The 12,546-nt window shown below is 40.3% G+C and carries 10 protein-coding genes and 10 tRNA genes; 15 read left to right on the forward strand and 5 right to left on the reverse strand.

The features are described 5' to 3' along the window. Nucleotides 1-26 precede the first annotated feature (26 nt). The 10 genes from I6F47_RS17380 to I6F47_RS17425 all read left to right on the forward strand — a co-directional run bounded on the left by I6F47_RS17380 (nucleotide 27) and on the right by I6F47_RS17425 (nucleotide 1,258). Nucleotides 27-103, forward strand: a tRNA-Met gene (locus I6F47_RS17380). Between the two features lie 47 nt (nucleotides 104-150). Beyond that, a tRNA-Leu gene (locus tag I6F47_RS17385) sits at nucleotides 151-235 on the forward strand. 39 nt (nucleotides 236-274) lie between these two features. Beyond that, nucleotides 275-349 (forward strand) — tRNA-Gln (locus tag I6F47_RS17390). A 5-nt stretch (nucleotides 350-354) separates the two neighbouring features. After that, nucleotides 355-431, forward strand: a tRNA-Met gene (locus tag I6F47_RS17395). A 90-nt stretch (nucleotides 432-521) separates the two neighbouring features. Further along, nucleotides 522-606 (forward strand) — tRNA-Leu (locus I6F47_RS17400). A gap of 38 nt (nucleotides 607-644) precedes the next feature. After that, a tRNA-Gln gene (locus tag I6F47_RS17405) sits at nucleotides 645-719 on the forward strand. Between the two features lie 71 nt (nucleotides 720-790). Continuing rightward, nucleotides 791-875, forward strand: a tRNA-Leu gene (locus I6F47_RS17410). 38 nt (nucleotides 876-913) lie between these two features. Continuing rightward, a tRNA-Gln gene (locus tag I6F47_RS17415) sits at nucleotides 914-988 on the forward strand. A gap of 71 nt (nucleotides 989-1,059) precedes the next feature. Continuing rightward, nucleotides 1,060-1,144 (forward strand) — tRNA-Leu (locus I6F47_RS17420). A gap of 39 nt (nucleotides 1,145-1,183) precedes the next feature. Continuing rightward, nucleotides 1,184-1,258, forward strand: a tRNA-Gln gene (locus I6F47_RS17425). Nucleotides 1,259-1,299: 41 nt separating this feature from the next. Here I6F47_RS17425 and I6F47_RS17430 read toward each other — a convergent pair. Both I6F47_RS17430 and I6F47_RS17435 read right to left on the reverse strand, forming a co-directional pair. Further along, complete coding sequence (locus tag I6F47_RS17430) at nucleotides 1,300-2,883, reverse strand: putative bifunctional diguanylate cyclase/phosphodiesterase (protein WP_197184264.1); 1,584 nt, start codon at nucleotides 2,881-2,883, stop codon at nucleotides 1,300-1,302. A gap of 154 nt (nucleotides 2,884-3,037) precedes the next feature. Then, a complete protein-coding gene (locus tag I6F47_RS17435; RefSeq protein ID WP_197117985.1) occupies nucleotides 3,038-4,294 on the reverse strand; it encodes an FAD-dependent monooxygenase in 1,257 nt (418 codons plus the stop codon). A gap of 169 nt (nucleotides 4,295-4,463) precedes the next feature. Here I6F47_RS17435 and miaB point away from each other — a divergent pair, with 169 nt between their 5' ends. The 5 genes from miaB to lnt are packed head-to-tail and all read left to right on the forward strand — an operon-like array spanning nucleotide 4,464 to nucleotide 9,922. Then, entirely contained in the window at nucleotides 4,464-5,912 is a 1,449-nt protein-coding gene (gene miaB, locus I6F47_RS17440; RefSeq protein WP_101216148.1) for a tRNA (N6-isopentenyl adenosine(37)-C2)-methylthiotransferase MiaB, read from the forward strand. 50 nt (nucleotides 5,913-5,962) lie between these two features. Then, nucleotides 5,963-7,021, forward strand: a complete 1,059-nt coding sequence (locus I6F47_RS17445; protein WP_007585598.1) for a PhoH family protein — start codon at nucleotides 5,963-5,965, stop codon at nucleotides 7,019-7,021. Between the two features lie 4 nt (nucleotides 7,022-7,025). Then, complete coding sequence (ybeY, locus tag I6F47_RS17450; RefSeq protein WP_002958542.1) at nucleotides 7,026-7,484, forward strand: rRNA maturation RNase YbeY; 459 nt, start codon at nucleotides 7,026-7,028, stop codon at nucleotides 7,482-7,484. A gap of 22 nt (nucleotides 7,485-7,506) precedes the next feature. Then, on the forward strand, nucleotides 7,507-8,391 hold the full coding sequence (gene corC, locus I6F47_RS17455) for a CNNM family magnesium/cobalt transport protein CorC (RefSeq protein WP_007585597.1): 885 nt from the start codon (nucleotides 7,507-7,509) through the stop codon (nucleotides 8,389-8,391). Next, nucleotides 8,372-9,922 carry an apolipoprotein N-acyltransferase gene (gene lnt / locus I6F47_RS17460; protein WP_197184265.1) on the forward strand — a complete coding sequence of 517 codons (1,551 nt, stop codon included), beginning with the start codon at nucleotides 8,372-8,374 and terminating at the stop codon, nucleotides 9,920-9,922. The genes corC and lnt overlap by 20 nt, the downstream gene beginning before the upstream one ends. 143 nt (nucleotides 9,923-10,065) lie before the next feature. On the opposite strand, the gene I6F47_RS17465 is transcribed toward lnt, so the two are convergent. The 3 genes from I6F47_RS17465 to I6F47_RS17475 all read right to left on the reverse strand — a co-directional run bounded on the left by I6F47_RS17465 (nucleotide 10,066) and on the right by I6F47_RS17475 (nucleotide 12,448). Next, entirely contained in the window at nucleotides 10,066-10,911 is an 846-nt protein-coding gene (locus tag I6F47_RS17465) for a hypothetical protein (RefSeq protein WP_197184266.1), read from the reverse strand. A 51-nt stretch (nucleotides 10,912-10,962) separates the two neighbouring features. Then, nucleotides 10,963-11,211: a hypothetical protein gene (locus tag I6F47_RS17470; protein ID WP_197173613.1), complete on the reverse strand. Its 249-nt coding sequence runs from the start codon at nucleotides 11,209-11,211 to the stop codon at nucleotides 10,963-10,965. Nucleotides 11,212-11,437: 226 nt separating this feature from the next. Continuing rightward, a complete protein-coding gene (locus tag I6F47_RS17475; RefSeq protein WP_197184267.1) occupies nucleotides 11,438-12,448 on the reverse strand; it encodes an RDD family protein in 1,011 nt (336 codons plus the stop codon). Nucleotides 12,449-12,546: the final 98 nt, after the last annotated feature.

A 12,546-nucleotide genomic window follows, 5' to 3' on the forward strand; every position in this document is an offset into this window, starting at 1 on the left:
GCGATGAAGTGCTAACAAAAAAAGATGGCTAAGTAGCTCAGCTGGTTAGAGCACATCACTCATAATGATGGGGTCACAGGTTCAAATCCCGTCTTAGCCACCATTATTTTTTTGTTGCTCAATGAAGAGTTTAAAATAACTACCTTGTGTGCGGGAGTGGCGGAATTGGTAGACGCGCTGGATTTAGGTTCCAGTATCTTAGGATGTGAGAGTTCAAGTCTCTCCTTCCGCACCATAATTCTTGATAAGAATTAAAACTATCAATTGTTATTGTTGGGATATCGCCAAGCGGTAAGGCACCAGGTTTTGATCCTGGCATTCCCAGGTTCAAATCCTGGTATCCCAGCCAACAATGGCTAAGTAGCTCAGCTGGTTAGAGCACATCACTCATAATGATGGGGTCACAGGTTCAAATCCCGTCTTAGCCACCATTTCTTCTTTTAGAAATGGCTCTGCAAGAGTTAAATTGCAGCTCAATGAAGAGTTTAAAATAACTACCTGTACTTTATTGTACAAACGATGCGGGAGTGGCGGAATTGGTAGACGCGCTGGATTTAGGTTCCAGTAACTTCGGTTGTGAGAGTTCAAGTCTCTCTTTCCGCACCATTTCTTGATAAGAAATAAAATTATCATTAATTCTTTGTTGGGATATCGCCAAGCGGTAAGGCACCAGGTTTTGATCCTGGCATTCCCAGGTTCAAATCCTGGTATCCCAGCCAACTTCTTCTACCAAGGAAAGTTGGATAAAAGAATTGCTCTAGCTTAGAGTTTAAATTGGCAAATTGTTGATGCGGGAGTGGCGGAATTGGTAGACGCGCTGGATTTAGGTTCCAGTAACTTCGGTTGTGAGAGTTCAAGTCTCTCTTTCCGCACCATGTTCTTATAAGAACTAAAATTATAAAGAATTCTTTGTTGGGATATCGCCAAGCGGTAAGGCACCAGGTTTTGATCCTGGCATTCCCAGGTTCAAATCCTGGTATCCCAGCCAACTTCTTCTACCAAGGAAAGTTGGATAAAAGAATTGCTCTAGCTTAGAGTTTAAATTAGCAACTTAGTGATGCGGGAGTGGCGGAATTGGTAGACGCGCTGGATTTAGGTTCCAGTAACTTAGGTTGTGAGAGTTCAAGTCTCTCCTTCCGCACCATGTTCTTATTAAGAACTAAAACTAATTCAAATTTATAGTTGGGATATCGCCAAGCGGTAAGGCACCAGGTTTTGATCCTGGCATTCCCAGGTTCAAATCCTGGTATCCCAGCCAATTTGACTCCCCTGTCTAAAACTTCTCAATACTCATTAAATTCAACTTACTTTTTCTGCACTTAAATAAACATTTATGAATTCATCTATATTTATTGGTTTGCTATATAAATACCCTTGTAAATAATCACAGTTAAGACTCAACAACGCCTGTTCTACCTCTTTAGTTTCTATTCCTTCAGCAACTACATCGCAATTTAATCGACTCGCTAAAAACAATGTAGATTCTACAATGGCGTAATCAGGTGAGTTAGTAAGCATATCTTTGACAAACGACTGATCAATTTTTATTTGATTAATTGGCAGCTCTCTTAATAACGACAGTGACGAAAAGCCAGTACCAAAGTCATCAACACTAAATTTAAACCCGCGCATACTCAACTGTTGCATCATTTTTCTAGCAGCCGGTATATTTGTCATCATTGCACCTTCTGTAATCTCAAAAATTAACGAGTCGCTTAATGTAGGGTCGGTTGCGAGTAAACTAATTATAAAATCGTAAAACTCGCTGCTTTCAATATCTTTCGTTGATAAATTGACATGTATAGTACCGGTGAAACCAAATAGCTTGAGCTTTCTAATATGATTAACGGCTTCTTGTACAACCCATTTCGATAAAGGAAAAATAAGCCCTGTACGCTCAGCTACGGTTATAAACTTTTCTGGACTAATAAAGCTACCATCATCTTGCGGCCATCGGATAAGCGCTTCTAGGCCATGTAATTGCAGATCTTTAGAGTCCATTATGGGTTGTAAATAAAGCTCAAACTCATCTTTATGTAATGCCACTTTAATTTTGGCTGATAAATCAAAAAAGTCCTCAGCTCGTTTCCCTATTGCAGATGAGTAATTTACCAAAGGTTGAAATGTTTTTTTAGCTTCATGCAGTGCCAAGTCAGCTTTTTTTAATAGCTGATCGGGCAATCGGCTATCATCAGGAAAACGGCTTACGCCTATACTTAATTGTATTTTAACCATTTGCTCATTCGTACAAAACGGACTTTTGACGGCTGAGTTTATAATGTTTACACAATAATTCATGCTTTCATCTGTATCGGTATGCAATAAAAAAGCAAACTCATCGCCACCTATTCGATATAACTTAGCAATGCCGCATAATTCTTTATTTAGTTTATTGGCAAATGCAGCCAAGAGTTGGTCACCACACTGATGCCCAAACGCATCATTAATTTGTTTAAAGTTATTTAAGTCGATATAAAATAGTGAAAATGGGGAAGGATATTCAACTTGTTTACTTAAAGATTTAAAAAATTTATCGCGGTTAGGTAGAGTTGTTAAGTTATCGTGTTCAGTTTGATATTTTTGATACTGCGTTGCTTGCTCTATTTTAAGAATACTTTTTAAGCTCAGTTTAATAACTAAAAAAACAAACCCACCACCGCCAAGTAACAACATAGCCACCATATTCATAACGACGGGTGCAATGTCGTGATTTGAAAAATAATAAAGTACCCACCAATACCCTATAATAAAAAAAATAATAGCGCATAGCAGTACACTCCATGCTCTTTGCGATGTTTTTTTACAAACTTTAACGGTTGTTTTTAAGCTAGCAACAAGCAGTAGCGCACCTAAAATAATTATTACTGTAAAAAAATTATCCACACACAGGCTCTTTAAAGTTATTAAACTGCGATTTAATGATGTAACACCAGTTAAATTAAAACCGTGTTCAATATAGCCGAGTCACTATTTGCTGACTTAAAAACAGGCATAAAAAAAGGCTCATAAATGAGCCTTTCTAATATCTACTTTAAATTTAGCCTAAATCACCACTAATTGCGTATTTTAAAACCCAGTTTTTTATTGGCCCCGTATTATTAGCCATTTTTAAAAACTGGCTACGTGCCCATTTAAGTGGCGTAATTTGATTAGAAAACCCAAAGTAACACGCGTCCATCATGCTCATCATTAATAAATTAGCCCTGCGGCGAGCTCGCTCGTATTCTTTAAGTTTTAGTGGGCAACCTATATCTCCTGCTTCGTTTAAAACCTCAGCAAGTGCCACTACGTCCTGAAAACCTAAATTAACGCCCTGCCCTGCAAGTGGGTTAATTGTATGCGCTGCATCGCCCACTAAAACCATGCGCCCTTGCGAATAATTATTAGCATGTTGGCGAGTAAGCGGAAATACTGCATGGGTTTGTATTTCAAAGTCTCCAGCAAGTTCTGGGAATTTATTCAGTATGTGCGTTTTTAACTGAGTTGGGCTTAGCCCTTTAAATGCTTGCAATGTATTTGCATCGTCGTACCAAATTAAATTAGCGTACGGTGCCTGCATTGGTAAAAATGCTAACGGCCCACTTGGTGTAAACTGTTGCCATGTTTTAATTTGTTGCGGTGCATCGAGTTTAATTAACACCCCCATGCAATGCTGTTGGTACTGCCAACCCGTAATACCAATATTCGCCTTATCGCGCAGCTGCGATTGCCCACCATCGGCGGCAATTACTAAATCAGCCGTATAGGTTTGATCACCATACACAAGCGTAATTAAATCATCCGTTTGCTCTATTTTAGTTACCGGCAATGATTGCTCAATAACCTCAATCTTATAATGCCCAAATTGCTGCCACAAGCTTGCTTGAATTAAACTATTTTCAATCAAGTGGCCTAAATGTGTCGTGTTTATGTCGGCGCAATCAAATAATAAATTGTCACCACCGCGCTCAAAAGCCTCTAATTGTTGATAAGGTGCTATGCGGTTTTGCCTTAAAAGAGGCATTGCCCCTAATTCATCAAGTAAATTTTCTGAAAAACGATTAATAGCAGACACTCTAATATCCACCTTATCGCTACTAAGAATGTGCGATGGGTCTATTAGGTGTTTTTCAATTATGCGCACGCCAAAGCCTTGCTGAGCCAGCTTTATCGCCATAGCCGCGCCAACCATGCCCCCGCCAACCACTATCACATTATTTTTAGTCATGTTTTTCATCATTTTATTATTACTTGAGTCTGTTTTGATTGTATCAAAATTAATTTGTTTTATACCAGAGGATATCCCTAACAGCACATTAAACTCGCCCCGTATTGATTTGAGATCACAAACATGAAAACTATACTTGGATCTGGGCGGGTATCCAGCTAAAATACGCCTCCTTTAAGTGAGCATGCTTGCTCCTTAATCCTGTTTCTAGCACATTTTTGTGCCACTATCGAATTGAACACGAGGCAATATTTCAATGAGCAAAAAGCTGCATATTAAAACCTGGGGTTGTCAGATGAACGAATACGACTCTCAGAAAATGGCTGAACTTTTAGATGCCACCAACGGCTACCAGCTAACTGATGATGCAACAGATGCCGACGTAATCTTACTTAACACCTGTTCAATTCGTGAAAAAGCACAAGAGAAAGTATTTCACCAGTTAGGTCGCTGGAAGTTGTTAAAAGACGACAAGCCAGACTTAATAATTGGTGTAGGTGGTTGTGTTGCCTCACAAGAAGGTGACTCTATTCGCCAACGCGCACCATTTGTAGATGTTATTTTTGGCCCGCAAACATTGCATCGTTTACCAGAAATGATTAAACAAGTGCAAGGCAACAAAGGCTCATCGGTTGTTGATATTTCATTCCCAGAGATTGAAAAGTTTGACCGCCTGCCAGAGCCAAAAGCGGATGGCCCATCTGCGTTTGTATCAATTATGGAAGGCTGTTCTAAGTACTGTACTTTTTGTGTTGTACCGTATACTCGCGGCGAAGAAGTTAGCCGCCCAGTAGATGACGTACTACTTGAAATTGCACAACTTGCTGAGCAAAACGTACGTGAAGTAAACCTACTAGGCCAAAACGTAAACGCATACCGCGGCGACACACACGATGGCGAAATATGTTATTTCTCAGATTTAATTCGTCTTATTGCCGCTATTGATGGTATTGACCGTATTCGTTACACCACATCGCACCCGGTAGAATTTACGCCAGACATCATTGACGTTTACGCTGATGTACCAGAGCTTGTAGATCACTTACACCTACCAGTACAAAGTGGTTCAGACCGTATATTAAACCTAATGAAACGTGGCCATACGGCAATTGAATACAAATCGACAATTCGTAAGTTACGCAAAATTCGTCCTAACTTAAGCATGTCGTCAGATTTCATTATTGGTTTCCCAGGCGAAAGTAAAGAAGACTTTGAAGCAACCATGAAGCTTATTAGCGACATTGGTTTTGATATGAGCTTTAGCTTTATTTACAGTGCACGCCCAGGTACGCCAGCGGCAGATTTACCAGATGACGTAACAGAGCAAGAGAAAAAAGAACGCTTATACTTACTACAAAACCGTATTACACAAATGGCGCAGCAAATTAGCCGTCAAATGTTCGATACAGAGCAACGTATACTTGTTGAAGGTCCTTCTAAAAAGAACCCAATGGAATTACGTGGCCGTACCGAAAATAACCGTGTAGTAAATTTTGTTGGCCCGCACACAGTGATCGGACAGTTTGTTGACGTACGTATTACCGAAGCACTACCTAACTCTTTACGTGGTGACTTAATTCGTACAGAATCAGAAATGAACTTACGACGTGAAATCGCTCCTTCAGCTATTTTAACTAAAGCTGCAGCAGCAGAGCCAAAACCAGACACTGTTAACGAAATTGGCGTAGCTTCTTTCGTTCCTTAGTCACACTATTAGCGCCAGTTAACGCTGGCGCAGTACTATAGGAAGCAATTTTGAGTAATCAGTTAAAAACATTAGAGATTTATTTAGAACCTGCCGATAACAAACGCCTTTCTTCTTTATGTGGCCCGTTTGACGAAAACATCAAACAAATTGAACGCCACCTGGCTGTTGAAATAATTCACCGCGACAACTTTTTTAAAGTAACCGGTAAACTACACAACTGCGCCGGCGCTGTAGAAATCTTAAAAAACCTTTATGTTGATACTCAGCCAGTTCGTGGTGTTTTAGGCGAAATAGAACCCGAAGCCGTTCATTTAGCTATTACCGAATCAAAAGCCCTAGAGCAAGACGCATCAAGCAGCGCTTACGGCAAAGAAATGGTGATTAAAACGCGTCGTGGTGTGATTAAACCACGTAACGATAACCAAGGTGTTTATGTGGCTAATATTTTAAACCACGACATTACCTTTGGTATAGGCCCTGCTGGTACTGGTAAAACCTACCTTGCAGTTGCTGCCGCCGTTGACGCCCTTGAGCGCCAAGAAATACGCCGTATATTATTAACGCGTCCTGCTGTAGAAGCGGGCGAAAAGCTTGGCTTTTTACCCGGTGATTTAAGTCAAAAAATAGACCCGTACCTGCGCCCTCTTTACGACGCTCTTTTTGAAATGCTAGGTTTTGAAAAAGTAGAAAAGCTCATCGAAAAAAATATCATTGAAGTCGCCCCGCTTGCTTACATGCGCGGACGTACTTTAAACGATGCCTTTATTATTTTAGATGAAAGCCAAAATACCACCGCCGAGCAAATGAAAATGTTTTTAACCCGTATAGGGTTTAACTCAAAAGCGGTTATTACAGGCGATATAACACAGGTCGATTTACCTCGTGGAACACGTTCAGGCCTTCGCCATGCAATGGAAGTACTTGATGGCGTAAACGAAATTAGCTTTAACTACTTTAAAGCCCAAGACGTAGTACGCCACCCTGTTGTAGCACGCATAGTTGAAGCCTACGAGCGAAACGACGAAAGCGAGCGACTAAAGCGCATTGAAAAGCAAAATGCAAAAGACGCACTTGCTGCTCTTCAACAGCCTACTACTAAAGAGTAATACTTTGACAACCGAACTTGATTTACAAATAGCCTGTGAGTTTGACAACCTCCCAAGCGAAGAGCAATTTGCACTGTGGGCCGACAAAGCCCTTAGCCAATACCGTGACGAGTCAGAACTCAGTATCGTTATTAGCGACGAAGCGCAATCGCAACAACTTAATAACGACTATCGCGGTAAAAATAAACCGACCAACGTACTGTCGTTCGAATTTGAAGCACCACCAGGAATAGATATTCCCTTGGTTGGTGATTTAATTATTTGCCCAGCCATTGTATTAGCTGAAGCAATTGAGCAAGAGAAGTCATTTCATGACCACTTTGCTCACATGGTTATTCACGGATGCTTGCATTTGCTTGGATTTGACCATATAAAGAGTGACGATGCTTTAGAGATGGAAAGCATCGAAAAGCAATTACTTGCAGAGCTAAACATAGCAGACCCATACCGGGACGATATTTAAATTAACGGAGCAATTAGACGCAATGAGCGACGGTAACTCGCAATCTAGCCAGGGTTCTTCTGGCAAAACGTGGTTGGGCAGAATAGCCCAAATGTTGCAAGGGGAACCCCAGAATAGAGAAGAGCTGGTCGAAGTTATTGCCGATGCGCAAGAACGAGACGTAATCGATCCTGAAACAAAAGAGATGATAGAAGGTGTGCTTGGCGTGTCTGAGCTTAAAGTGCGAGACATAATGGTTCCGCGCTCACAAATGATCACTCTTGAGATCGACAGCCCGCTTGAAGAGCTAATTCCAATGATGGTTGACTCAACTCACTCACGTTTTCCTGTGGTGATTGAAGACAAAGACCATGTAGAAGGTTTTTTACTCGCTAAAGATTTATTGCCACTGATCTTAAATAAAGACGAGCATTTACCATCAATACGCGATTATTTACGCCCAGCAATGGTAGTACCTGAGAGCAAACGTGTTGATACATTGCTAAACGAATTCCGTCAGCAACGCTACCATATGGCTGTTGTTATTGACGAATACGGCGGCGTATCGGGCTTGGTAACGATTGAAGATATTCTTGAAATAATTGTTGGCGAAATCGAAGATGAGCACGACGAAGAAGAAGAACATCAAGATATTCGTCGACTTGCTAAACATGTTCACGTAGTGCAAGCACTCACACCTGTAGATGACTTTAACGAGCATTTTAAAACAGGCTACAGCACAGACGAAGCCGATACTATTGGCGGAACTGTACTGCACGCATTTGGCCATATGCCAAGCCGTGGTGAAACGATTGACATAGAAGGTTACCAATTTAAAGTAACCAACGCCGACAATCGTCGTATTTTGCAACTGCAAGTCACCGTTCCTAAGGCTGATGATAACGACAGTGAAGAAACTGCTAACTAGACTTACCCTATTAGCAAAAGATAAAAAAGCATGGCTCGCACTCGTTGCGGGCCTTGTTTTAACTTTTGGCTACGCCCCCTTTGAAATTTGGCCCATCGTATTTATTAGCCTTGGTGCCATAATTTTTTGCGTCAACCCCAATAATACCGGTAAAGCACACGCAAAAACCGCTGCTAAATATGGCTTTATATTTGGCCTAGGCTGGTTTGGTGCAGGTATAAGCTGGGTACATGTTTCTATTGCCACCTTTGGCGGTATGCCGCTTATAGCGTCGCTCTCGTTAATGGCTTTTTTGTGCGCCTACTTAGCGTTATTTCCTGCACTTGCCTTTTGGGCAACTACACGCTTTGCCATTGGCCCTAAAAGCTTTGGCGCATTACTAATTGCCTGCTTTGCAATTAGTGAGTATTTACGTGGCACCGTACTTACCGGTTTCCCATGGTTAAGTTTTGGCTACACACAAACCGACGGACCTTTAAGGCTGCTTGCCCCTTATATTGGCGAGTTTGGCTTAACCCTCGTGTGTATCGCTATTGGCTTTGCACTGTATAGACTTATCCAAAAAGATTTTAAAACCCCGGCGGTTACGGCTACAGCTGTTGCGCTTATTTTTGCAGGTGCAAACACCACAGGCAGTATTCATTACACAGATAAAAACATGTCAGTATTGCTCGTACAAGGCAACATACAGCAACACCTGCGCTTTGAGCCAAGTGAGTTTTGGACCACAATGAGCAAATACCAAGACCTGACACGCCCACATTGGGATGCCGACTTAATAGTATGGCCCGAAGCCGCAGTGCCTGAAATAGAAATGCTTGCTGATTCCTACCTAGCCAATTTAGACAGTGCCGCCTCGTTTAATAAAACCGCCCTTGTAACCGGTATTGTTGACTACCAGCGAGACACCAAAAATATATTCAACACGCTTATCGTGGTTGGTAATAAAGAACGCGGCGACGAGCACGGGCATTATCATTACCTTGATAAAAACCGCTATCAAAAACACCAGCTGTTACCTATTGGCGAATTTGTACCCTTTCAAGATTTTTTGCGCCCTATTGCTCCGTTATTCGATTTACCTATGTCGTCGTTTACGCGTGGCGACAAAGTGCAAAACAACTTACGCGCCAATGGCTTTAATTTACTCCCCGCTATTTGCTACGAAATTGTTTTTGCCGATTTAGTACGCGGTAATTACAAAAGCGACTCTGACCTACTCTTTACTGTAAGTAACGATGCCTGGTTTGGTGACTCTATTGGGCCTTTGCAACATATGCAAATAGCCCGTATGCGGGCGCTCGAACTACAACGCCCTCTAGTGCGTGTTACCAACAATGGTGTAAGCGCTGTATACGACCCCATAAGCCACACACAACAAACCATGCCACAGTTTGAAGCTACCACATTGAAAGCCAACATTAAGCTTATAAAAGGCGACAGCGTGTACAGCCAATACGGCAATGTGTTTGTATGGGGATTTGTGTTTTTGATGGGTGTTGTTGGGTTTGGGGTTAGGTTTAGAAAATAAGTAAATACTGATGGCTATAGTCTGTAGCAAGGGATTGAGTATCTCTTGCTACTTGAATTTATAATTTCACCTGCACTGAGTATAACTATAAATTTTAAGACACCTTTAATATTAGCTCTGTCTGCGCATAGAGTAATATTAAATTACTGTGTTTTCACTGATGATCTAAGTGCTTCCTCACCCAGTTTAAAGTTTTGCTCATGGCTCAAATCGTGTAAATGTGCGTATGTAATCTCTCTTAATGGTAACGCGACTAAGAACTTGTCCCATGCTTCATACAATACAGAGCTATATTCTAATAATTTATCTCTGGAAACCTCATCCAAAGCTAAAGAGTTCAAATTATCCAATAACTCTAGTTTTTTTTCTTTCTCTATATTTTTAATTACACTTTCATAAGGTGTAACTTCAATAAACTTTAAATTATCCTTGTCACGATAGCCAGCCATTACAGGAAGAATATATATATCATTAGATTGTATTTTCGCCTGTATCTCATAGATATAACCTATATAAACTTTTCTATCAGACATAGTAAATAAAATTGGGAGCCCCGTTTTATTTGAACGGTGGAATAATCGAGAAAATTCAGGACTATCAGCATCTTTTAGAAACTCATCCTCTAGGAGGTGTTCCCTATCAAATAACTTGTATATCAACCATGGTAATACAATCGACATGAAAAAAGTTATTGTACTGATATCAACAATAGCAACCCAATGCTTTTCTACATGGGAAAATAACAAAACTTCCGTTAAAAACCAATGCCCCAAGTCGACATTAATATCGCATAACGTTGCTACTTCACTGATAAGTAAGAAAATAAATGCACTTATAAGGAATGCAAACAAGCCTACGGAAGTAGACTTAAAAAATGTATGATAACCATTACTTCTATGAAGAGGAAAGTGTGTTTTGTGGTAGTGATTCAGCAGGCTATACCCTGAGACTCCAAAAACAAGTAATAGTAATATTGTAGGCTTTATCATATGGTGCAACTAAAAAGTGCCTTATTAAATATAGGCACTTTATTTTAAATTTTAAGAAGTTGGATGAGTCAACCTACTAGCGGCTTGTAATTGCTCTTTTACAACAGGGCTGTCTCTTAAAGACTTCATATCCACTCTAAATGTGTCATTCCTAGGCATATATACATCAATTTCACTTTTAGCGTGTTGAGCAAATAATTTTTTTACTTCTTTGATTTGATGATCACTCAACTCAGTTGAGAGTTCTTTTAACTGTTTATCTATTTTAGGAGACAAACGAAAGAAATTGAACCAGCTCATAACGGCGCTCCTTATAAGAAACATAATTTAACAAATAGATCGTGATGTAGCTTTTAATTCAAATCTACTACGATACTGATATTAATCATCCTGACGAATATGTCAATAAATTGTATATTTCAAACCATTAAACATTTAGATAAGTTATACAGAGACGACTATTTTACTTGTCTCATAAAACATCTATAAAGAACTAAATTAAGGCCTTATTTTAGTCCTTTCTTAACTAATTTTGAACTGTCTCTTCTACCGTTTCCACATTTACAACTTGATTCAAGTCGCCTTTAATAACCACAGTCGCTGATATTTTATCTTGAATGGCTTGTCTGTTTGGGTCCCAATATATCTGTAAAAACCCTAACAAGCCTGTGGCAAAGCCTGCACCGTAGCCGCCGTAGCGACCAAAACAGTCTAATAAACCTAATGGCTCGCCGCTTAGGGCGACAACACGAATATTACATACCTTTTTACCCGGTGTTTGGCCGCACCAAAGTAACGAGAACAACGTAAAGTAAACTGCAGCCCAGCCAAAACCTAAGCCCAAGTCTTGAATAATGCCTTTGCTCCACTGCAAAATACTATTTGTGGTTGTTTGTGCAGGTTTTTCTTCTATTAACTGCGCAGGCTTTATTTCGTTATTTTCACTGAGCACTAGTAGCTGTAAAAGTACGGTAGCAAGTTGTGGGTTTTGTAGGTCGTCCATTTCTGCTAATTTAGGTACTTGCCCGATTAAATTATCAAGCGCGTTTTGTTGGCAAGGTTCCTCACAGCTGTCATCGGCTGTTTGCGCTAAATAAGTATTTACCTGTTGTTTTTCTGTGGGAGTAAGCTGAATTTCATCTTGTATTTTTACGCCCTGAACAGCTAAAGCTTGATCAGCGTTATCGTCTTCTAGGTAATCAATGCCAATTGAAAGCACAGTAAGTGCGCTTACAAATAAAATACTTGCTGCCGTTATTTTTAAGATTCTTCGCCACACATTCGATATTTTTGGAAGGTATTGCTGTGCCGTACCTTTATAAAAAGCCATTGCAGCAACAAATGCTATTAAAGCCGCGCTAAGCTTGGCCGCTAAAAATATCAGTGCAACATCAATAATAATCGCTAGTGCACGCCGAATTGGCGTAGCTAAAGGCAAGCCCAGTAAAGCACTGTCAATTTTAAAGGCGTAGGGGGTAACAACTTCTCGGGTTTCAGAGTTTGATAATTCTAATTGTTCTATCTCTTTGGCTTTCATTTATTTTCTTGTTATTAAAATAGGTAACCCGGTTAACTTACGCGTTTTTTATTTTTTGCTCAAGATTAACTCTGCTTTATTTTTAAGAAAACCGCCCC

This window comes from Pseudoalteromonas sp. NZS37, from assembly GCF_015864265.1.
In the GTDB taxonomy this organism is placed as follows: Bacteria; Pseudomonadota; Gammaproteobacteria; order Enterobacterales; family Alteromonadaceae; genus Pseudoalteromonas; species Pseudoalteromonas arctica.

Bases quoted from the DNA above. Each gene is read 5' to 3' on its own strand.
- miaB (WP_101216148.1), top strand. From the start codon at position 4,464: ATGAGCAAAAAGCTGCATATTAAAACCTGGGGTTGTCAGATGAACGAA.
- corC (WP_007585597.1), top strand. From the start codon at position 7,507: ATGAGCGACGGTAACTCGCAATCTAGCCAGGGTTCTTCTGGCAAAACG.
- I6F47_RS17465 (WP_197184266.1), bottom strand. From the start codon at position 10,911: ATGATAAAGCCTACAATATTACTATTACTTGTTTTTGGAGTCTCAGGG.
- I6F47_RS17470 (WP_197173613.1), bottom strand. From the start codon at position 11,211: ATGAGCTGGTTCAATTTCTTTCGTTTGTCTCCTAAAATAGATAAACAG.
- I6F47_RS17475 (WP_197184267.1), bottom strand. From the start codon at position 12,448: ATGAAAGCCAAAGAGATAGAACAATTAGAATTATCAAACTCTGAAACC.